General features: G+C 33.8%; 15 protein-coding genes and 29 tRNA genes. 34 read left to right on the forward strand and 10 right to left on the reverse strand.

From position 1 onward, the window contains the following. Positions 1-47 precede the first annotated feature (47 nt). From ACIQ7L_RS11240 to ACIQ7L_RS11255, 4 genes are read right to left on the reverse strand one after another with little or no spacing between them, the layout of a single operon-like run. A complete protein-coding gene (locus ACIQ7L_RS11240; RefSeq protein WP_400569131.1) occupies positions 48-1,037 on the reverse strand; it encodes a type II secretion system F family protein in 990 nt (329 codons plus the stop codon). Between the two features lie 44 nt (positions 1,038-1,081). Beyond that, positions 1,082-2,662, reverse strand: a complete 1,581-nt coding sequence (locus ACIQ7L_RS11245; protein ID WP_400569133.1) for an ATPase, T2SS/T4P/T4SS family — start codon at positions 2,660-2,662, stop codon at positions 1,082-1,084. A 16-nt stretch (positions 2,663-2,678) separates the two neighbouring features. Beyond that, the gene (locus ACIQ7L_RS11250; protein WP_400569135.1) at positions 2,679-3,437 is read right to left on the reverse strand and encodes a CpaE/TadZ family protein; all 759 of its coding nucleotides are present in this window, start codon (positions 3,435-3,437) and stop codon (positions 2,679-2,681) included. Between the two features lie 18 nt (positions 3,438-3,455). After that, positions 3,456-4,298, reverse strand: coding sequence for a LysM peptidoglycan-binding domain-containing protein (locus tag ACIQ7L_RS11255; RefSeq protein WP_400569137.1), 843 nt, complete (start codon positions 4,296-4,298; stop codon positions 3,456-3,458). Positions 4,299-4,515: 217 nt separating this feature from the next. On the opposite strand from ACIQ7L_RS11255, the gene ACIQ7L_RS11260 reads away from it, so the two are divergent. Both ACIQ7L_RS11260 and ACIQ7L_RS11265 read left to right on the forward strand, forming a co-directional pair. Beyond that, complete coding sequence (locus ACIQ7L_RS11260; protein WP_400569139.1) at positions 4,516-6,099, forward strand: hypothetical protein; 1,584 nt, start codon at positions 4,516-4,518, stop codon at positions 6,097-6,099. A 164-nt stretch (positions 6,100-6,263) separates the two neighbouring features. Next, the gene (locus ACIQ7L_RS11265; protein ID WP_400569141.1) at positions 6,264-6,431 is read left to right on the forward strand and encodes a hypothetical protein; all 168 of its coding nucleotides are present in this window, start codon (positions 6,264-6,266) and stop codon (positions 6,429-6,431) included. 59 nt (positions 6,432-6,490) lie between these two features. Here the strand turns inward: ACIQ7L_RS11265 and ACIQ7L_RS11270 are convergent, their stop codons facing one another. The 4 genes from ACIQ7L_RS11270 to ACIQ7L_RS11285 form a co-directional block, all read right to left on the reverse strand. Continuing rightward, complete coding sequence (locus tag ACIQ7L_RS11270; protein WP_400569143.1) at positions 6,491-6,961, reverse strand: protease complex subunit PrcB family protein; 471 nt, start codon at positions 6,959-6,961, stop codon at positions 6,491-6,493. A 188-nt stretch (positions 6,962-7,149) separates the two neighbouring features. Beyond that, positions 7,150-7,860: a hypothetical protein gene (locus ACIQ7L_RS11275; RefSeq protein WP_400569145.1), complete on the reverse strand. Its 711-nt coding sequence runs from the start codon at positions 7,858-7,860 to the stop codon at positions 7,150-7,152. A gap of 72 nt (positions 7,861-7,932) precedes the next feature. Then, positions 7,933-8,496 carry a signal peptidase I gene (gene lepB / locus ACIQ7L_RS11280; RefSeq protein ID WP_400569147.1) on the reverse strand — a complete coding sequence of 188 codons (564 nt, stop codon included), beginning with the start codon at positions 8,494-8,496 and terminating at the stop codon, positions 7,933-7,935. Positions 8,497-8,704: 208 nt separating this feature from the next. Further along, a complete protein-coding gene (locus ACIQ7L_RS11285) occupies positions 8,705-9,421 on the reverse strand; it encodes a hypothetical protein (RefSeq protein WP_400569149.1) in 717 nt (238 codons plus the stop codon). 224 nt (positions 9,422-9,645) lie between these two features. Here ACIQ7L_RS11285 and ACIQ7L_RS11290 point away from each other — a divergent pair. The 32 genes from ACIQ7L_RS11290 (at position 9,646) to ACIQ7L_RS11445 (ending at position 17,638) form a co-directional block, all read left to right on the forward strand. Next, a tRNA-Ile gene (locus ACIQ7L_RS11290) sits at positions 9,646-9,718 on the forward strand. 514 nt (positions 9,719-10,232) lie between these two features. Beyond that, positions 10,233-10,308: transfer RNA gene (locus tag ACIQ7L_RS11295), tRNA-Trp, on the forward strand. A gap of 342 nt (positions 10,309-10,650) precedes the next feature. Then, positions 10,651-10,726, forward strand: a tRNA-Lys gene (locus tag ACIQ7L_RS11300). Positions 10,727-10,735: 9 nt separating this feature from the next. Then, positions 10,736-10,819: transfer RNA gene (locus tag ACIQ7L_RS11305), tRNA-Leu, on the forward strand. 86 nt (positions 10,820-10,905) lie between these two features. Further along, positions 10,906-10,989 (forward strand) — tRNA-Leu (locus ACIQ7L_RS11310). Between the two features lie 466 nt (positions 10,990-11,455). After that, a tRNA-Leu gene (locus ACIQ7L_RS11315) sits at positions 11,456-11,530 on the forward strand. A gap of 288 nt (positions 11,531-11,818) precedes the next feature. Further along, positions 11,819-11,892 (forward strand) — tRNA-OTHER (locus tag ACIQ7L_RS11320). A gap of 146 nt (positions 11,893-12,038) precedes the next feature. Next, a tRNA-Ala gene (locus ACIQ7L_RS11325) sits at positions 12,039-12,111 on the forward strand. 204 nt (positions 12,112-12,315) lie between these two features. Then, positions 12,316-12,388 (forward strand) — tRNA-Met (locus ACIQ7L_RS11330). Positions 12,389-12,397: 9 nt separating this feature from the next. Next, positions 12,398-12,474, forward strand: a tRNA-Asn gene (locus tag ACIQ7L_RS11335). Positions 12,475-12,713: 239 nt separating this feature from the next. Further along, positions 12,714-12,789: transfer RNA gene (locus tag ACIQ7L_RS11340), tRNA-Gln, on the forward strand. Positions 12,790-12,792: 3 nt separating this feature from the next. Next, positions 12,793-12,869 (forward strand) — tRNA-Asp (locus tag ACIQ7L_RS11345). 6 nt (positions 12,870-12,875) lie between these two features. After that, positions 12,876-12,960: transfer RNA gene (locus tag ACIQ7L_RS11350), tRNA-Gln, on the forward strand. A gap of 11 nt (positions 12,961-12,971) precedes the next feature. Then, a tRNA-Pro gene (locus ACIQ7L_RS11355) sits at positions 12,972-13,048 on the forward strand. A 4-nt stretch (positions 13,049-13,052) separates the two neighbouring features. After that, positions 13,053-13,141: transfer RNA gene (locus ACIQ7L_RS11360), tRNA-Ser, on the forward strand. Between the two features lie 11 nt (positions 13,142-13,152). Next, positions 13,153-13,226: transfer RNA gene (locus ACIQ7L_RS11365), tRNA-Glu, on the forward strand. Positions 13,227-13,357: 131 nt separating this feature from the next. Continuing rightward, positions 13,358-13,429: transfer RNA gene (locus ACIQ7L_RS11370), tRNA-Asp, on the forward strand. Positions 13,430-13,534: 105 nt separating this feature from the next. Beyond that, positions 13,535-13,608: transfer RNA gene (locus tag ACIQ7L_RS11375), tRNA-Glu, on the forward strand. A 106-nt stretch (positions 13,609-13,714) separates the two neighbouring features. Next, positions 13,715-13,796: transfer RNA gene (locus tag ACIQ7L_RS11380), tRNA-OTHER, on the forward strand. 208 nt (positions 13,797-14,004) lie between these two features. After that, a tRNA-Gly gene (locus tag ACIQ7L_RS11385) sits at positions 14,005-14,075 on the forward strand. Positions 14,076-14,535: 460 nt separating this feature from the next. After that, positions 14,536-14,608: transfer RNA gene (locus ACIQ7L_RS11390), tRNA-Cys, on the forward strand. A gap of 191 nt (positions 14,609-14,799) precedes the next feature. Next, a tRNA-Tyr gene (locus ACIQ7L_RS11395) sits at positions 14,800-14,885 on the forward strand. A gap of 3 nt (positions 14,886-14,888) precedes the next feature. After that, a tRNA-OTHER gene (locus ACIQ7L_RS11400) sits at positions 14,889-14,989 on the forward strand. Positions 14,990-14,992: 3 nt separating this feature from the next. Then, positions 14,993-15,065, forward strand: a tRNA-Thr gene (locus tag ACIQ7L_RS11405). Positions 15,066-15,190: 125 nt separating this feature from the next. Next, positions 15,191-15,267, forward strand: a tRNA-Glu gene (locus ACIQ7L_RS11410). A 486-nt stretch (positions 15,268-15,753) separates the two neighbouring features. After that, positions 15,754-15,825: transfer RNA gene (locus ACIQ7L_RS11415), tRNA-Phe, on the forward strand. 184 nt (positions 15,826-16,009) lie between these two features. After that, a complete protein-coding gene (locus tag ACIQ7L_RS11420) occupies positions 16,010-16,162 on the forward strand; it encodes a DUF2639 domain-containing protein (protein WP_400569151.1) in 153 nt (50 codons plus the stop codon). Positions 16,163-16,307: 145 nt separating this feature from the next. Then, complete coding sequence (locus ACIQ7L_RS11425; protein ID WP_400569153.1) at positions 16,308-16,463, forward strand: hypothetical protein; 156 nt, start codon at positions 16,308-16,310, stop codon at positions 16,461-16,463. Positions 16,464-16,726: 263 nt separating this feature from the next. Then, positions 16,727-16,816: transfer RNA gene (locus ACIQ7L_RS11430), tRNA-Ser, on the forward strand. Between the two features lie 13 nt (positions 16,817-16,829). Continuing rightward, a tRNA-Arg gene (locus tag ACIQ7L_RS11435) sits at positions 16,830-16,903 on the forward strand. A 249-nt stretch (positions 16,904-17,152) separates the two neighbouring features. Then, a tRNA-Arg gene (locus ACIQ7L_RS11440) sits at positions 17,153-17,226 on the forward strand. Positions 17,227-17,302: 76 nt separating this feature from the next. Next, complete coding sequence (locus ACIQ7L_RS11445; protein WP_400569154.1) at positions 17,303-17,638, forward strand: hypothetical protein; 336 nt, start codon at positions 17,303-17,305, stop codon at positions 17,636-17,638. A 536-nt stretch (positions 17,639-18,174) separates the two neighbouring features. On the opposite strand, the gene ACIQ7L_RS11450 is transcribed toward ACIQ7L_RS11445, so the two are convergent. Further along, the gene (locus ACIQ7L_RS11450) at positions 18,175-18,342 is read right to left on the reverse strand and encodes a hypothetical protein (protein ID WP_400569156.1); all 168 of its coding nucleotides are present in this window, start codon (positions 18,340-18,342) and stop codon (positions 18,175-18,177) included. After that, complete coding sequence (locus ACIQ7L_RS11455; RefSeq protein WP_400569158.1) at positions 18,336-18,803, reverse strand: hypothetical protein; 468 nt, start codon at positions 18,801-18,803, stop codon at positions 18,336-18,338. The genes ACIQ7L_RS11450 and ACIQ7L_RS11455 overlap by 7 nt, the downstream gene beginning before the upstream one ends. Positions 18,804-18,919: the final 116 nt, after the last annotated feature.

The following is an 18,919-nucleotide window of genomic DNA, read 5'->3' on the forward strand; positions in this document are numbered from 1 at the left end:
CAACTCCTTTCAAACAAGTAAAAAAGAAATAATTTCTTTTTTACTTGTTATTTACTTTTTTTCACTCTTGTCATTTTAATATTGATAATGATTGTACCTAAAACAGCACCATATCCTGCTAAGAAGCAAACAAGTCCTAAGAATGAGCTAAAAAAGAATTCTTTTCCCTTAGGATTAAAAAGGATATTAAGAACTCCTGCTCCAGATGCCAGGATAGCAATAAAATAGTTAATAGATACAGCGTACTTTTTATCTGTTATACGAGATTTTTTCAATCTGTTCTCTCTTTCTAAGATATTACGCAAGTGACGCAGATTGCTAATTGTTGTAGCCTTACTTGCATCCTCCAAGTAACTAATCAAAGTAAACACTAAACTATTAATCCAAATGTTATCATATTCCTCTCTGAATTGAAGCAACACCGTTTGAGGGTCACCCGAAATCATTTTACGAGCGATATTTTCTAATACCTCACGTAAAGGATGCTCAGAGGAACGAGCTGTTTCATAGATAATACTTTTGATATCACCATATTTAGAGGATACACGGATAATATTATCAATCGCAGATGGTAATTGTTCTTCAATTTGTTCCATCTTATCTACAGCCAACATCTTACTCATTTTGTTGGCAATGCTTAAAAGGACAAAAGGAATTATAATGCCAAGGAAGTATTGTTTTACAATAAGAAATCCCACAAAAACAACCACATTAATACCTAAAAATCCATAATAATAAATATCTATTAATCGTTCTTTCCCTTTCTCGATTAAAAGAAACTCTAAGTTTTGATAGAATCTTTTTAATAATCCTACTCGATTCAAGAAAAAATCATCCGCATGTTTTTTCTTTGCCTTTCCATGTAGTTTATCTCGAATTCGTTTTTCATTTATTATATTTAATATAATCATGGCACACATCACTACAGAGAGAATCAAAAAAGAATTAATTAAAAACGGAATCATTTTGTCCATACTCAAAAAATCTTTTATCTGTGTTAAGATTGAATCCATATTTAAATTTGATAATCGAAACAAGTTACATGCCCCCTTTCATATTCAAGTAAGCCGTTTTATACGGCTTACAAGTCTTCCATTTCTGACATTGGAATTTCAAATTCATTCAATCTACTTTTTAATTTGTCAGACATGCGATTTTCTGTTCTTATATATTGACCTTTTAAAGGATTTTCAGGGTTGAATGTCCATTTATATAAGCAATTCATTCCGATAAACTCATTTTTCTCATTTGTTAAAATTTCGGAAACTGACTTGATACGAATTTTATTACCTACTTTACGCATAATAACGATAATGTCCATTGCTTGGCATAACTTATTTCGTATTTGAATCGTACTTTCGTTCCCTACTTCAGGAGACGACATATACATGTCCACACACATATCTAAAAATGCATAGTCATCCAAAGCATGAGCTGTAAACAAATTACCTTTTGTCTTTAAATTCGCTTCATACACCTGCCTGAATTCACTACCACGACTTTCAGGAATAATGATTCTATCAGCAGTAGAACGCAGAGCATGACGCATTGCTCTCTCAAATGTAAAACCTTTTTCGTCATCTACGTTGTAAATGACGACATGATGCCCTTTTAAAACTCTCTCAACATCTGTTTCTGATACAGATGCAATTACCGCTTTTAATTCGATTGGTTTCGTGTAAGTAAGCAGGTAGTTGATGAATGTTGTTTTACCAGTTCCCATCGGTCCACCAATACCAATATTGGCTTTTCCTCTTACTAACACATCCATTAATCTGTCAATAAAATCATCAACTGTACCACTTTTCTTCATCATATTTAGATTCGGAATAAAGTTAGTAAACTTACGGATATTCATCACGTAATTCTCTGTTGCCTCAGGTATACTAATATTTACCCTATCTTTATTTGGTCGAGTAGCTTCTACCATTGCATTTTCAACTGAATTTAGTGTTTTCTTATTAAACTCGATTACTCGATTAAATACATTCATTAGGTCTTCTAATGTTTCGAATTCTTTATGGTATTCGTATTTTATCCCTTTTTTAATAAAGTAAATACGAGACTTAAACGTTGGCAATTTAGTTGCATTCACCATGATTTCTCCCATATCAGGGTCATCATCTAATTCCTGCAAAACACCCATTCCATATAATTCAGCAAAGAGGCGATATGAAATTCCATTCACATCTTCCTCCGCAATCATTTCAGAAGAAATCAGGCTCTTTCTAATTTTACTCATAATATATTTTCTTGCATTTTCATCTATGGTTGCTTGCTTTAATAGTTCCGTATGCTTTTCCAATTCTTTTGTTGTACCATCAGGACTATCCATTTCTCTTTGAATTTTCTGTTTTAATGTTTGGTACAACACCTCTTCTTCTGGAAGTGAGTTATTCTGCACATCAGATACATATAAATCAACCATTTCTTCATCCATAAAACTATCTTTTTTATCTTTATAGATGAATTTTACAGTTCCGTATCGTCTGTCAAGCGATAATAAAGAAGTCTCGTATAAATCAAATCGAGTGATACTATTTTGATACATATCTTGCACTTCTAAATAGCGAAAATGATTCCCTACGCTATGTTTTAATTCAATAATTTTAAATGTTTCTTCTTTGTCATAGATAACAACTGGCAACTTCACCTTATTCATTTCTTTCACCTCTTTCTTATTCAAACTCTTCTATAATAGATGCATATTCGTTTTGCTTTTTACTTTGGAAAAATTTATTTGTTACACCTGCTCCAAATCGCATTAAATTCCCGTTATCAATTGTTGATTCATTATAAGGAATCATTCCAACTACTTTAACATCATAACCATTAAAACATTCACTAAAATCAATGTTTGATTGTTCATTAAACATGTTGAATATCATTTTGATAGAAGCATCTTTTTGTTTAAAATGGTCTACTGTTTTTATTGCAGAAGGAATCATTTGTAAATTACTAAAATTATTTCGACCTATTAATACAATGTCATCTGCATGAAATAAAGCATTCACTGTTCCCGCATTATCAACCTGTGGTGAAACAGTAACAACAATAAAATCGTATAAAGACTTTAATATTTCAATCATTCTATCAACATGTCTTTTCTCTATTAAACCGAAATTTTTTAATAGTTTTGTTCCTTTTAATAAATCCACTTTGTTTTTCAACTGAGTCATGTTTTCTTTGAACAATTCTTCATTTAAAAAACCACCATCAATCTTTTCTATTAAATTATCAATTCCATGAACTTTATCCTCTAATGAAAAACTCGCACCTAAATAAGGAATTTTAAAATCAAAATCTACTAATGCTACTTTACATTCACTGTGTTGCTGTTTGTAATAATGAGCAATATTTGTAGCTGTATACTTCATGCCATTCCCATATAAAACTGGATAACATACTACCATTTTTCCTTTATTTACTTTATTCAATTCGAGTCAACTCCTCTCTTATTTTGCAGGGACTGTAATCTTATCCCCAGGATTCAAAACTTTCTTATTTCCATTTAATTTTGAAATAGTCTCTGTGTCTGTCTTGAATTTAATGGCCAACTTATCAAGCGTATCTCCATCTTGAACCTGATAACTGATGACTGATGCTTTATCCTTTTCAGATTCTTCATTCGAAGCTCCCTTTGCAACTTCGCTATTTGGATTATATCCACTATCTGAATTGATGTTTGATACGTCTACATTCATCATTTTTGTAATAATGATTTTTCCTTTCGATTGAGCATCATAATATTGCTTCACTTCTTCTTCTGTTAATTGAAGATAAAATTCTTTTTTAGGAGATTGTGTAGCGTCTGTCGATACTGTAGCAACCTCTACTTTTCTGTTCGTAAACAAGGTTTGTACTTCAGATTTCTCAGAATGCTTGTTTGTTAACAAGACAAATACTTTTACGTTGTCGTTATCTTTAATATCTGGCATGTATTCTGATTGAATTTTTACTTTTAATTTATCTTCTTTACCTTTTTCTTTTGGTTCTAAACGCTGTGTAGAAATCGGTTCTCCCTTCAAGAGTCCACCTTTTAACTGCGTTCCCTTCACTTGATTGATATCTGTAACATATCCTTTCAAAAGTCCACCTTTTGACACATGTACAGGAGTAAACATGTTTGCATTCACTTCCGTTTTAGCCTGAATGTCTTCTTTTGCAAGATATATAACCGTATTATTTTTGTCTTGTTGATTTGCGATATAAAAATTTTGATATCCAAACATCAAAATAGACAAGGATGTTAAACCCCCTACTGCATACAATAATTTTTTATTTTTTCGGCTATCCAATATGCCACACCTCCTATGTTTTTTTCATATATTTAGCATATATTAAATTGCAATATCGGTAACTATGATTTGTGCTCTACATGGTTCTACCCTATTTGTTATATTGACTATAGTTACCAAATAGGAATATATAAGGGGTAAAACGAAATAAAATAAATATTATCTTTCACTTTATTCAAATTTGCCTTATCTTATAATTCGAAAGGAGTTGACCTATATGAAAAAATCAAAATGTAAAATTACAACTTCTCTTTGTTTATTCATATCTTGTTTTTCATTCTCCTACATGCCAGTTCATGCAGAAGACATATCGAAAACAAAAGAGAACATAAATGTTCAGTATGCAAAACAAACGGAAGAACAGGCTCTTATACAGGTTGATGCAAAAAATACAGAAAAAATCGGACTTCCAAGCGGTAATATTGTGCATAGTAGAAAAATTAATTATGTAACCTCGCAAAATGGAACATATATTTTTTCTGAAGCAGATAATAGTAAGAACCACGTAGAAAAAAGTGTAAATGTGTTAGATTTGAGGAGAGAATTATTGGTAACAGATAAACCAGAAGTAAAATTAAAACTCTACTCAGAAGACCATCTTTCAGGAAATGATGAAATGCGGTTTAAAAACGATGATGGGAATTGGTCTACATTCGAAAAATACAAGACAGAAAAAGATTGGAAGCTAAAAGATGAAGAAGGATTACGAATAGTTTCAGTACAGTATAAAGATATGGCGGGAAATATTTCAGACGAAGTGTTTGATAGAATCTTTCTTGACAAAACTGGTCCAGAGGTTTCCTTTAATATAAATAGTGGAAACGAATATACAAATAAGGAACAAGTTATATTGAATATTACAGCTACAGATAATTATTCTTATCCAGAAAAAGTACTTGTCAGCACGGATAATAAAACGTGGATTGAAGAACCATTTAGTGAAAAAATACCTGTTACACTTCCTTTAGGTGATGGCGAAAAGAAAATATATGTAAAGGTATTGGATGCTCTGGGAAATGCAAGTGACGTGATTACACAGTCTATTATTTTAGATAAAACAAATCCATATGGTACTGTTTCTATTAATAATGGAGCTATCATCGTTCCTTCTAAACAGGTTGATTTATCTATTACGTTAGGAGATAAGTTATCTGGTATTAATAAAGTAAAAGTTATAGAGGGTGACAAAGAATATATATTCCCTGTTGTACCAAAAGAAAACATCACAATTCCTTGGGAGTTAAGTGGAGATTCAAATGGTCAGGTTACTTTATTATTAATTGATAATGCAGGAAATGTCGCAAAAATCGAAAGTAATAAAGTCTTAATAGCAAATCTAAACATTACTGAATTCGAATTAACAAATGTTGTAAATCCTATGGAGCCTGCATTTAAACCTATGACTTGGGCATTTGAACCACAAAAAATGATAGCAGGTGGAAATATTGAATTCGCAATCTATTATGACCTATTTAGCGATGAACAAGTTAAATCTTCTTCTATTGAAGGAAATTATACGGTTGAAATCGTAGGAGATGATGGCTATTACTATACATCTTCAACAAATTATACAAGCGAATTACCACTTCCTGATAAAGGATTTAATGCGGTTACGTTAATTCCAAATGATGCACCTAAGAATGCGAAAGTCTTCCTTTCTTCTCATTTGAAAGCAAAACTTCAAACAGCTAAAGAGGAAGTTATCTTAGAAGATGCTTTCCCTGATAAAAACGGAAAAGCGTTAATTGGAACCGTAAATGGATTTATTAAAGATAGAATTAAATTTAATGAAATCAGATAATAAATAAAAAAGGCTACAGTCTGGAAAAAGATTGTAGCCTTTAAAACTATTTAGAAAAAAATATTTGACGAATTTATGTTAATGAATTATAATATAATTAGATAATTGAATATCAAAAAACAGGAAGGGTTTGTGATAACTCTAAAAAAAAAGGAGATGATAGTATGTTACAAGAATTACTTGATGGTTACCTAATCTTTTTGATTCTTTTTGCTATTGCTCAATTTATCATTGGTGGTATTATTTGGGCAAAAGAAAACGTTGAGAACAAAAAGAGAAGAGCTGAATTCAGAAGACAACAAGAAGAAGAAAGACGTGCAGGATTAATTTAACTTTTTTCTTTTTTACATATACACAGGCAAAGAGACATTTTCTTGTCTCTTTTTTTTGCCTATTTTATTTGTTTTCCTATAACTTTCCCTTTCTCCGCTTCGATACGAAGAATCAAATGAGGATAGTTTTCTTTTTTCTCAACATTTTTATTTTTGTCAGGCTTAATTACATTATATCCAATTACAATATCTTCATTTGCTTTTCTTACGTCAAACAACTCAATTCCGTATCCAGAAGTTGCTTTCTTCCCGTCAGACACAACAATATATGTATGCTCTTTATCTGATTTAAAGTGAACCCCTTTTTCTTTATATGATTTCTCATACCATGATTTCATATCAGCTTCTGTTAATACACTCTTATCTAAAATTTCATACTTGATTTCTTTTTGAGCCTTTAATTCTTTTTCTGTCCATGTATCCTTTTTCATTAATGTACTTTCATTTGCACTTTCATTTGTACATCCAACAATCAAACTTGTTGCTAAAGAAAACAGTAACATGATTCCTAATCTCTTTTTATTTACCATCTTTATAGCACCTCCACTTTTCATATTATATATTTTGTATTTACTATATTCAATGATAAAACAGTGGAACTAAAAGCAACTCTTATATTTCGTTACCTGTATCTCTATTTGATAATTATTTAGTTCTACCTACCTCAATGAAGTTAACTAATAAAGAAACGCCCTTTTCGTTAAAAGGACGTTCTTGGCTAAATTACTAATCGTTCATCGAAATAAGTTTGTGATTTACTTACCACTCTTGAAATGTCTTCTAAAAGTACTTCCGTATTCTCTTCGTCTTCTGCAATATCAATAGGAATAGATAAGCACAAGTCTATGCAATAGTTACTTGTATCTTCTTCTCTATAGACTAAGAAAGTGGTAATTGAAGTATAATCAAAATACTCTGATTGCACTTCGTCCATTTGAACAAAATCCATTAAAATCTTTTTTAAACGTAACACTGCAAATTTCTCAACAAAACCTTTTGGTTTCATTAATTTCTCTTTAACATCTTTTTCCTCCACACCAAAATATTCTTGAGCAAACTTTGCATCTATTACAAATTTCTTGATGATAGAAATATTTTCTTTTTCCACAAAACTCTCTGTCTCTAATTCTTGTGTGTGAATGAGTTCTGTAATATGAGATTCTAATCGTTCTCGAATCATTTCATACTCTACTAACAATTCTTCATTTGATTTAATACATTTTATATTTGTTAATATGTAACTCTTAAATGCATTCGTGTCCATCCCACCATCTTTCAATGCGTAATGAATGTCCTTATCTATCGCATTATGTTCTAATAATCTATCAAATGTATCATGTAATGAACGCTTTACAATATCAGGATAATCTTTTAATATCTCTGTCTTGTAACTAATTAACTCCATTCCAAATATGTTATATTTATTCATATAAGCATTCCCTCCTTTTATTTTGATGACTTATCATATTCAAATAAAAGGGAAATCATAATTTTATAGGGTTTAGAGTGTTTTTATACTATCGAATGGATATAATCGAACAAATACTTTCCCAACTACATCATCCATAGGAACGCACCCTACATACGGACTTCGAGAATCCATACTATTATTACGATTATCTCCCATTACGAATAAACAATCTTTTTCAACCTTGATTTTCATATCTTTATTATTCTTCATTTTTTCTTTCGTATAGTTCTCATCTAATTGCTTACCATTTCGATAAACTACATTATCTTTAATCTCAATTTCATCTCCAGGAAGACCAATTACTCGTTTGATTAAGATTCGTTCATTTAACATCTTTGCTTTTAAAACTATAATGTCCTTATAGTTTGGTTCCCCCATTTTATAAGAGAATTTATTCACAAATAGATAATCACCATCCGCAAGTGTAGTATCCATCGAATGACCGATGACTTTTGCAGGAGCAATAAAACTGGTAAAAATAATGGCCACAATAACTGCAACAGCCATATATTTAAAATACTCCAAAAATACTGCACCATAATTTGTTTTATTCGTACTTTCAACAACTACTTCTTTTTCTTTTGAATCTCCCATAAAAATCTCTCCTTTTTCATTGACTATAGTAGATATTTTATCATTCATAGTTCATACTCGCAATAGAAACAAAACCCCTCCGAAACATAAACCTATATACCTAAATATTTTTTCAAACATCATTTACAAAAAAAAACAGAAGATATATGTTTTGTTCTTCTGTTTTGAAAGTATATATTTATTTTCATGAACGAAATTCCTTATACAATTATTTATTTTTTACAATTTGATAACTAAACTTATTTTTTAATTTTCTTTCTATACGCTCAAGAAAATACTCATGCTCTATAAATTTCTCTTGAATTGCTTGTAATTGATTCTCTAATGACTGTATTTCTCTTCTTATCTCAAATGCTTCATTATCTAAATTTAATGTATCTTGTTGTAATTGTTTTATATATTTTTTCTTACGTAAAGCAATACTCGCTAATTTGATAGGATTTGCCCCACCAATTGCCAACGGATTTTGTTTATGCAATTCTAATTCTTCTTGCCTATGTTTTAATTGCTCTAATTTATCATATTGCTCATGAATCTTTGCTTTAATAAATTCCTCTTGCTCATTTTCCAGGTAGTATAACTTTCTTTCTTGAATACTAATGTATCCCATTTGTACACCTTCTACTGAAATAATAATAGGTGATGGATACATACCTATATCATAAGATAACTCCACTTGTTCTAATGCGATGAACTTTTCTAACTCTGGAACTAAGTATTGATACAGCATATCTTGAAAAGATAGTAAAGCATCCTCACCATGAGGTAGTAATACATACGGTAATAAAATGTCATTCCCATTGAATAAATCAGTCATTATACAAAAAGGTGTTTCCTCTATCTTTTTTAATATTTTTTTATATTCTTCAATTTGAATTATACTTTCATCTAATAACTCATATACTTCATCTAACAAATCTCTCATCCCCTATCCAATAACTTCTCTTATATATATCTTAGAAGAATATCTCTTTTTATATAATAGATGATAGGTTCGACACATTTTTTTGATTTTTATAATTGACTATAGTTGATGAAAATGTTATTATGGATTTAAGGTACTTAATACCTTTTAAGACAATTTTCTATTATAAGTTGTATTTCTCTTGTTTATAAAGGAGCGAGAATATCTCTCCTTTTTCATATTACGGAGCCTTAGCTCAGTTGGTAGAGCATTCGGCTCATAACCGAACGGTCGCAGGTTCGAACCCTGTAGGCTCCATTGAAAAATAAAAGACGCATTCAGCTTTTTGGGCTACGAACAAGGTGAAGATTGTTGTTACTTCTGGTTTGAGTTATTGGCTGTTTTGACTGATTCAACAGTTTGGGGCTGTTGAATCATAGTTTGTTTTTGTTGATGTTCAAGATATTTCTATATAAATAATACTTGTTTCAAAGGAAAGTGCTATGTATAAAGACTCCTATTCTTTGTATGTGCGGGAATATTGTTGTAAGGATTCTTGATACCTGTCGTTTGAAGACAGGTATCGAGTTGGGTAATAACGGTAGGAGCCGTTACCCTGGACTAATTAACAAGAATTTGATTGGTGGGGATTAAATTCAATAATGTGATGATTTTGACATAATTGTTACTCTCCTAAGTGTTTATCTATGAGGTGTTTTTAACTAATTCGCCTCATAGAACAATATTTTGATAGGTTCGACACATTTTTTTATAAATTTAGTTATAAAAAATATCAAACTATCTATCATATATATTAGTCTGTGAATATTATGTGGGTATCGTCCAATTTGGTAGGACACTGGTCTCCAAAACCAGGAATATAGGTTCGAGTCCTATTGCCCATGCCAAAATCATGGAGGTAGCATGGAGCTATACTTAACAAAATACAGATTTAGGTTTAATTCCTAATTGTACTGATTTTGTGTATGTAAGACCGAAGTGGTTCGAGTCCACTTTACCTCCACTTTTATTACTTTGGGCTTTACGCCCCCGCACGACATAGTGCAGTTTTACATGCGTTCATTGTGAACGGCAGTTAACATTCGAAGTTAATTGCATAGAGATTAGGGTTGTGATGACCCGAACCATAAGTAGAAAAATTAGGCAAGTCTGTATGGAGATACATGGGAAGAGGAGCAGACATAGTTCGGTGAGTGGGAGTATTCCGAATACAATATTATAATTATTATTCGCTCGTAGCTCAGTTGGTAGAGCAATCGACTTTTAATCGAGATGTCATAGGTTCAAATCCTATCGGGCGAACCAAATTATCTTGTGGATATGATGGAATTGGCAGACATATCGGACTTAAAATCCGATGTCCTATGTGACGTGCAGGTTCAAGTCCTGCTATCCACACTTCATTGTTTTTCAATGTACAATTTAAACATTGATTAGGACAATAGCGTTTCTCGATGTACGGATAAAACATCGGGTTAAAACATGCGGGTATGGTGGAATGGGTAGACACGATTGCCTTAGGAGCAGTTGTCATACGTGGCGTGTAGGTTCGAATCCTACTATCTGTATCATAGGAAATAAAAGAAACAACACTAAAGCCATCTCTTAACAATGACGGACTTGTTTGAGAAAAGTGAAATAGTGGAATTGTAATTGAGAAGACCGTCTATAAAACAATTTTTACTATGGACATTTATGAGGTAGGGGGTTGTCCTGAGGTTTCTTTCATTTTCTATTTCTTAATAACTAAAATATTCATAAAAAAATGTATTGACATAAGCTCTGCATAATGTTCGTTCGAGTCGAAAAGAATTCTGACATCTAATATCGGTTCGAGTCCGATATGGCCCTTTTATGATTCCTCCTATACGTATTTAAATATGATATAGGTTATGAAAAAACTTGGTGTAGTACAGTTCTACGGGTTCCCTACATCACTTTAACTAATTGACAATTATTTTTTAGTCATTCTACTGCTACGTCCATAGTTTGAATGAATCCTATATAAATAGTCTAAGAGCTATTTATATCATGACGCTTGTAACTTCAGTGGTAGAAGCCACGCCCAATTGCGTGGAGAAGTCGGTGGTTCGATTCCATCCAAGCGTCCTTAAAAATATAAGTGTATTGACACAGGCTAATGCGTGAGTACTCGTTCGATTCGAGAGAGAAGGTTTTACCTAAAAGAGTTGGCTCTACTTGCAATAATTTAGTCCACGGATGTGGGGTTCGAATTCTAAAATTAGAAGAATCATATTTTTCTATATCGCGGGGCAGTCTGTGTGAGTACATTCATTATAGGGTGTTGGTGATGTGAAAACTTTCTGTTATTAAAATAACTGTGGATTAGGTTGGGGAAATCCCTTACAAGTTCAAGTTCTGTCATTCACCCTTTTTGTAGAAGTAGCTCAATTGGCAGAGCGGTCAACCGTTTGGTGGTCGGGTTATAGGTCCGAGTCCTATCTTCTGCAAAATAGTCTCCAACTAATTTGGTCTGTGGTCGCTATCGCCATAAGTCGTGTCTCATGGTGTCACACGATGAACGAAGGCTAAGGGAAAACCTCGAAACCCGATAGCAAAAGACGTAAACAGTGACGAGTATATGTTTCTACATTATGGGTCTGTAGTTCAATTGGGAGAACACCATCCTTGCAAGATGACAGTTGTAGGTTCAAATCCTATCAGGTCCACTTTCTAACAATAATAATTAGTAGAACAAACTTCTTAATATTTTTCATTGACTATAGTTGATAAAAATGTTAATATACTAATATAAGTTGTTAAAGATTCAGAACGATATCTACACGCTATTTACCTGCGATTAGTAGTGTGTAAACTAAACTTGTTCTGTCTCTCCTTTGTTTAATAGAGAAAATTCACACTTTCTCTATTATGGTTCAGTAGCTCAGTCGGTAGAGAGAACGTTTCATAGGCGTTAGGTCGGTGGTTCGAGTCCACCCTGAACCATTTTATTATTCACCTGTAGCTCAGTTGGTTAGAGCAGTCGCCTGTTAAGCGAAAGGTCGTAGGTTCAAGTCCTACCTGGTGAGCCATACATGGTAATTGTGGCGGAAAAGGCATACGCAGTTGGATTAGGGAAATTTAGTTGAAACCCAAGGCTGACGAGTGGACGTTAACTAAAACTAAACACTATATGGGTTCAAGTCCCATCGTTACCACCTTTGACAATTAGACCATTAACAAAGAACGGAGAGATACGTTTGTTAACAGAGTCGAAAAAATGGGATTAGAGTTGATAGCCCGTTAAAACTCAACTCACTCTCCTTATTATTGAACTATAGCCAAGTTGGTAAGGCACAGGACTTTGAATCCTGTTAGCCCTGGTTCGAGTCCAGGTAGTTCAACCAAATGGTGCATTGGAGCAGTTGGAGTGCTCGCTTGCCTGTCACGCAAGAGGTCACGGGTTCAAGTCCCGTATGCACCGCCATATTTTTTCTGGATGGACAAATTGGTAAAGTCACCTGTCTTTGACACAGGCGTCAGTATTGACATTGGAGGTTCGAAGCCTTCTCCAGAAGCTATTATTTATCTGAGTAGACGTGGGCTTGGTTCACCACTCCCTTTGGAAGGGAGAATTCGTAGGTTCAAATCCTACTGCTCAGACCATTATGGAAGGATACTCTAATTGGTAAGAGACCTGTCTTGAAAACAGGCGTGGACGTGAGGAGCGTTATGGGGGTTCAAGTCCCTCTCCTTCCACTTTATATTGTGTCGCATTGGTGAAATTGGCTAACACACTCGACTTTCTATCGAGCATTCGCAGGTTCGAATCCTGTATGCGATATTCTCCTTGGGCGTGGCTCCTCATCGAAGGAAAAAGTCTACGTTATTTATACGTGTTAAGGTGAAACATCTTAACGAAATAAATCTGGTATATACCCGTGAATCCCAACACGTCAAATAGGGAGCTTACATGGGGATATAGTGTAGCGGTTAACATGCCTGACTGTCTATCAAGTGGCACGGGTTCGAATCCCGTTATTCCCGCTTAGATTTAAGAACCATAGTATATGGCATAAGATGACTCCAAATCGTTTTTATGATGATTTAGTAGGTTGTCTTTTTAGTGGGAGAAGTTCTCTCACTACTTATGGGGTATTGGTGAAGATGGCTAACACATCCGACTTTCTATCGGAGATTCAGGGGTTCGAGTCCCCTATACCCTATCGTGCGTGATGGCGGTCTGTCCAACAACCAAGGTCAGGCGTATAGTCAAATTTAAGGTGAAATGAAAAAATACTGTGGGGTCAATTCCCTACCACCTTGTATAATGCCGAGTTAGCTTAGTGGTAAAGCGATTAGGGGTACCCAATAACATGACTATTGGACGCAGGTTCGATTCCTGCATTCGGCTTTTCGGACTTAATACGTTTCTTTCTACTTGAATACACCTCAAGGGTAATGCCTTGAAACGTCAATGTTTGTGGAAAGTTTTTTGTTCTTGGGTGTCCAACCTAAAAAACGCAACGAACCCTTATTTTGAAGCTTTACTGAGCGTATGAGTCCTTAAAAGTTATCAACTTTGACGGAAGTGAGTTCGATACTCACCTCAGTAACCACATGCGGTCATGGTGTAGTGGTAACATAACAGACTTCCAATCTGTTGTCACGGGTTCGAATCCCGTTGGTCGCTTAGGGATAATATCCCGATTAATATCATACAAGTTATATTTCCTTGTGGGATTATAACTGAGATGGTTTAACACCACTCCCTGCCTCTTAAATTGACGAATGTGCCTATCTTGGGGTGTTAGTAAAATGGGGAGAAACTGAGGATAGGTTGTCAGAGAAAATTACTTTGTTTACGGCACATGACAATGTATACCACGCAGTCCTCAAGAGCCGAAGTTAGCGACCAATAAGCGTCCAAGTGGTTTGTAGGTTCTAATTAAAACAAATTAAAACTTTCCTCTAAGGATAATTGTGAGTGAGTCCTTCTGCTGTTAAAAACTTGAATTGTTCTCACAAGCAACTCTACCCTCCAGGTCAAGTTTAGAGGTTTAGAGACCAGGAATTTTTTTAGGCCTTTTGAGCCAGTGCGAGATGCACATTTTGGAGTTTTGAATGATTTTATCATTCTTGCTCCCTATTATGGGCGGTAATCTTGATGGTACAGGAATGCGGTCTGCAAAACCGTAATGGACGGTTCGAATCCGTCACCGTTCTTTAGTTTTAGCCGATGAATGTAGTGTGACACATTTTGCCGAATAGGGCGGTTGATAAATACTATTACCTTTCCAGATTAGAGAATCCTTTCTAATCCGTCACAGAATCTCATAGAGGTAGACAACGTGGGCTTTAGTCCCTATTCTCTCCTTAATATTATTGAAACATTATAAATTGATATTTAATTTTATGGCAGGATAGCAAAGTGGTTAAACGCAACGGACTGTAAATCCGTTCTCTTCGGAGTTCGGGGGTTCAAATCCCTCTCCTGCCACCATATGTGCCTTTAGCTTAATTGGTAGAGCCACGTAATTCTGAATATGACTCTTCTGAGCATAAAACAGTCGTGAGGTCGGAGTTCGAATCTTCGATGGCACTCCATTCGCCAACTTAGCTCAGTAGGTAGAGCGATTGACTTGTAATCAATAGGTCGTAGGTTCGATTCCTACAGTTGGCATTAGAACTTAATGAGTTTCTTTCTAATGGAAGGCATGGGTAATGCCCTAATCCAAATATTCCATGTGAAAGTTTTATCTTCGAAAGGCGTTCGATTAAAAAACCAAATGAACCTTTTTGCAATATGACGCATTGGTGAAACTGGCTAACACACTCGACTTTCTATCGAGCATTCAGGGGTTCGAATCCCCTATGCGTTACCAATTTCATTATCGGTTTGTGTACGTATGGAGTACAAGAAGGAATTATAAATAAGACAAACGCTTGCGTGTCTATTTATCCTTTTTGAGAAGTTCAAGACTTCTACTTACCGTTTTTCTTCGAGACTACTGATGTAAGTGCCAACCTACTGGATTCAGTGGAAAAAACTTGACGTTATATTGGCATACTGAAAGAAGCAATGCTTAGTGGGTGGAACTTCTTCATATAACGGAAGATTTCTAAGTTGGGAGTTTATAAGAAATCTAAGACTGTTGAGGTAGAACAGGTAGCTACACGCTTGAATACGTTATTAATCAAATTGTAGGATAACGGTTCGAGTCTTAAAAAGAGCTTTATTGCTAAGAGATGTGGGATGACCACCCCACCAACAGTCAAGAATTGCTGACGATTGGATTACATTCTTGTATATGTGATGTAAACAATACAAGTTTGTAGGAGGCTCGATTCCTCCCTTCAGCATTTTATATGGTTTGGTAGCTGAGATGGATTAGCATCAGTTTGAAGCACTGAGGAGATTGGTTCGATTCCAATTCAAACCACTTTGAGGTTTTGGGCGATTCCCACTATATTTTGTAGAAATAATCGCTCTTGTTTATTCATGGAATGTTACTTTTGGGTTAAGTTATTGACTGGTTTTACTGTTTCGACAGTTTGGGGCTGTTGATTCACAAGTTTAAAAGTATTACGTTTTTGATTTTTATTAACAATAAGGTGGTGTTTACCATGGGAGCTACGTATCCAACTACAAAGGGTCAATGCATTAAAGCCTTAAAAGCAAAAGGCATTAATCGACATCCACAAGACCTTCGTAAATTAGAGTTACACAAGCATTCCGAAGTATTAAATGTATACTTCAAATATGCTCACGCTGAATAATTCGCTTTATCTATATAGATAAAGCCTCTACATGCGGAATAGTATAAGGCAGAACAGCTATTGGATGAGTGTACATATATGCCGATAGAAGGGACGGTTCGATTCCGTTAATCCGCTCCAATTAATATACAGTTGGTGATTATCTATGAATTTAAAGAAAAGTAATAATGGGCATTATTGGGCAAAAGCAATAACCGCTTGTATAGGATTCGTTTCTATTTCAACTTTAACTTATCTTTTACATGACCCTTTTATTTTATTGGCTCTTCTGTTAGTATTAGCCATTGTTGATGCAATTTAATTTAATTTAATTTATTTTATCGTAGCTCAATGGTAGAGCGGTTGGCTGTTAATCTATAATTTTTTCTTTATTGTAAAGAGGGGGGTATTCTTTCTGTGGTGTTCTTAACAACAATATTAAAAATATTATGTATTTCATTTCCTTTGTGGATAGCAATTGGTTTTGCGATTAAGAAGTTTTTTTTATCACCTAAAAACAAATGATAATGTATTATTCATAGAATGATTCAATAAAATACCTCACAAATAAAAGATATTTATCTTGGGGCGGTACTCAAGTTGGTGAAGAGGTCTGACTGCTAATCAGATAGATGGTGTTTACATCATGCGAGGGTTCGAATCCCTTCCGCTCCTTATTTTATATCTTGCCTCGTTAGCTCAATAGGATAGAGCAACGCACTTCTAATGCGTAGGCTACAGGTTCGAATCCTGTACGGGGCGTACTCCTTTTTATATTAGTTATGTTAATTGATTAGACTTACCCAATTACATGATAAAAGTAAAATTAAAAAACTTCAGAAGGAAAATATAAGAGAAGCAATGTTTGGTAAGTACAACTTCCTCCTTTTGCGATATTTAAGTTTCGTTCAGACACGTTACAGGAACCCAATTAGATTCCCACTCGGAATAAGGGACTGTGTAAAACACAGACTGAATTATAGGTTTATAAAATATCAATTCTATATGTACGCTTCATTAACTCAGCAGGATAGAGTACCCGTTTCCTAAACGGAAGGTCGAAGGTTCGAATCCTTCATGGAGCATTTTTAAACAGGTATTTGCCTGTTTTTTATTTTGAAGTGAAAAGTGATGCAACTATAGAATAACGGAGGTGATGATATGCATCATACAAAGGATATGAAAAAGAAATCTAAAAATGTAATCCTTAAAAAATATCAAAAACAAATTACATTAGATTTTTTGAAAGACTTTAAGAAAAATGTAGATACTATTTTTGAATTAGACAATGCTGATACTCTACTTACCTACGAGAACACATATATTCATTTAGAATGTACGATTGGTTGGTGGGAGGCTGTGAAAACTACTTGTAAAGAACATGACTTGCACGATTTATCCGATTATTATAATAATCTAAACTGGATGAAAAGCGATGTCTTTGATTTAGAACTATCTAACTTATTATTAACGCACGATATTATTAAACAAAAATAAATAGTAGATTGCAAAAGGAGATTTCCCATGAAAAGCAGATATAAAAACACCTAAAAAGAATTAGCAAAAGAAGTCCTATCATTTCATTTTCCAAAACAGATATTCATCATAAAGGTACTGTATTAACAGAAAATGAATTATCTACATTCTCTCAACATATGAAATTAGACCCCGAAGAAACATACTCTGCTACCTATACATCTAAAAAAGAAGAAATGATTTCAAACCTATACTTCTTTGTTGATAATTATTTGATGTGTGGAGGGCATACACATATCTTCTTACTCATTCCATTATCCAATGGTACTTATCAAGTCATTGAGAAGGAGAACATCTCTGAATGGGCTAATGCCTACTGAAAAAAAGAAGACCCTAAGAATCAACGAGATTGGTGTTATATGGACGAAGACATAAATGATTTGTTCGACTATATGATAAATCAATTCAATAAGCATACTTTTCAGCTCTAACTCATAACGAAAAACGCAGAGATTTATTTCCCTGCGTTTTTTATTTGTATCAAATTTCATGTTCTATTATTTTCGACTATCTAAGAAATCTTGTATTTTTTTTGCATCCCTTAAATATACGCCTGTAACATCTGGTGGCTGAATTTCAGCTTCACACTCTAACCACGTTTTTAGTTGCACTAACCATAATTCAACCATAAAAATATCCTTTTGGTTCGTAATAGGCTTTAACACTTTACTCCTCCCTGCTCGTCTTTTAATAATGACAAATCATAATTTGATTGGATAAACTGTATAGTTAATTCTCTGTTTGTATCGTTGCCTAAATAAATATAAATCACTCTCATTTCATCCTTCGAGAAATGGGTCCCCAATAATCCATTTACTCCTCTTAGGATTTTTCTTTGCCAGTATGCTGTCGTCCCTTTACAACTCGGTCTCGATAACCAAGCTAATAATTTGCATTTAAAATCCAGTTCATCCTGAATATTTTCTAATCTAAAGTAAATGTTGTTTGTAGGCTCAAAAATCAATTCATTTCTATCGTTAATAAATGATTTCGGAAACCAGGCTCTTGTATTTGCAAGTAATTCTTTCATTGCAGATACTTCAGTCTTACTCACTAACTCAGCCTCTTCATTAAATAGTTCAATTTGAGTAATCCCTTTCATTTCATCTACTACATCTCGTTCCATTGTGAATCTCTCCTTTTTATAATTCTTCATATAAGAACCTGTTTTTTATCACTACATCATAATATTGAATCTGTATCATTTGTATTCAATGCATGAAAGGGAAAGACTTTGCAGAA

The organism is Bacillus sp. NPDC094106 (assembly GCF_044764345.1).
Lineage (GTDB): Bacteria > Bacillota > Bacilli > Bacillales > Bacillaceae_G > Bacillus_A.

Excerpts from the sequence above, each read along its gene's own strand:
- ACIQ7L_RS11245 (WP_400569133.1), bottom strand. The coding sequence starts at position 2,662 with ATGAATAAGGTGAAGTTGCCAGTTGTTATCTATGACAAAGAAGAAACA.
- ACIQ7L_RS11260 (WP_400569139.1), top strand. The coding sequence starts at position 4,516 with ATGAAAAAATCAAAATGTAAAATTACAACTTCTCTTTGTTTATTCATA.
- ACIQ7L_RS11265 (WP_400569141.1), top strand. The coding sequence starts at position 6,264 with ATGTTACAAGAATTACTTGATGGTTACCTAATCTTTTTGATTCTTTTT.
- ACIQ7L_RS11270 (WP_400569143.1), bottom strand. The coding sequence starts at position 6,961 with ATGGTAAATAAAAAGAGATTAGGAATCATGTTACTGTTTTCTTTAGCA.
- ACIQ7L_RS11275 (WP_400569145.1), bottom strand. The coding sequence starts at position 7,860 with ATGAATAAATATAACATATTTGGAATGGAGTTAATTAGTTACAAGACA.
- lepB (WP_400569147.1), bottom strand. The coding sequence starts at position 8,496 with ATGGGAGATTCAAAAGAAAAAGAAGTAGTTGTTGAAAGTACGAATAAA.
- ACIQ7L_RS11285 (WP_400569149.1), bottom strand. The coding sequence starts at position 9,421 with ATGAGAGATTTGTTAGATGAAGTATATGAGTTATTAGATGAAAGTATA.
- ACIQ7L_RS11420 (WP_400569151.1), top strand. The coding sequence starts at position 16,010 with ATGGGAGCTACGTATCCAACTACAAAGGGTCAATGCATTAAAGCCTTA.
- ACIQ7L_RS11425 (WP_400569153.1), top strand. The coding sequence starts at position 16,308 with ATGAATTTAAAGAAAAGTAATAATGGGCATTATTGGGCAAAAGCAATA.
- ACIQ7L_RS11445 (WP_400569154.1), top strand. The coding sequence starts at position 17,303 with ATGCATCATACAAAGGATATGAAAAAGAAATCTAAAAATGTAATCCTT.
- ACIQ7L_RS11455 (WP_400569158.1), bottom strand. The coding sequence starts at position 18,803 with ATGGAACGAGATGTAGTAGATGAAATGAAAGGGATTACTCAAATTGAA.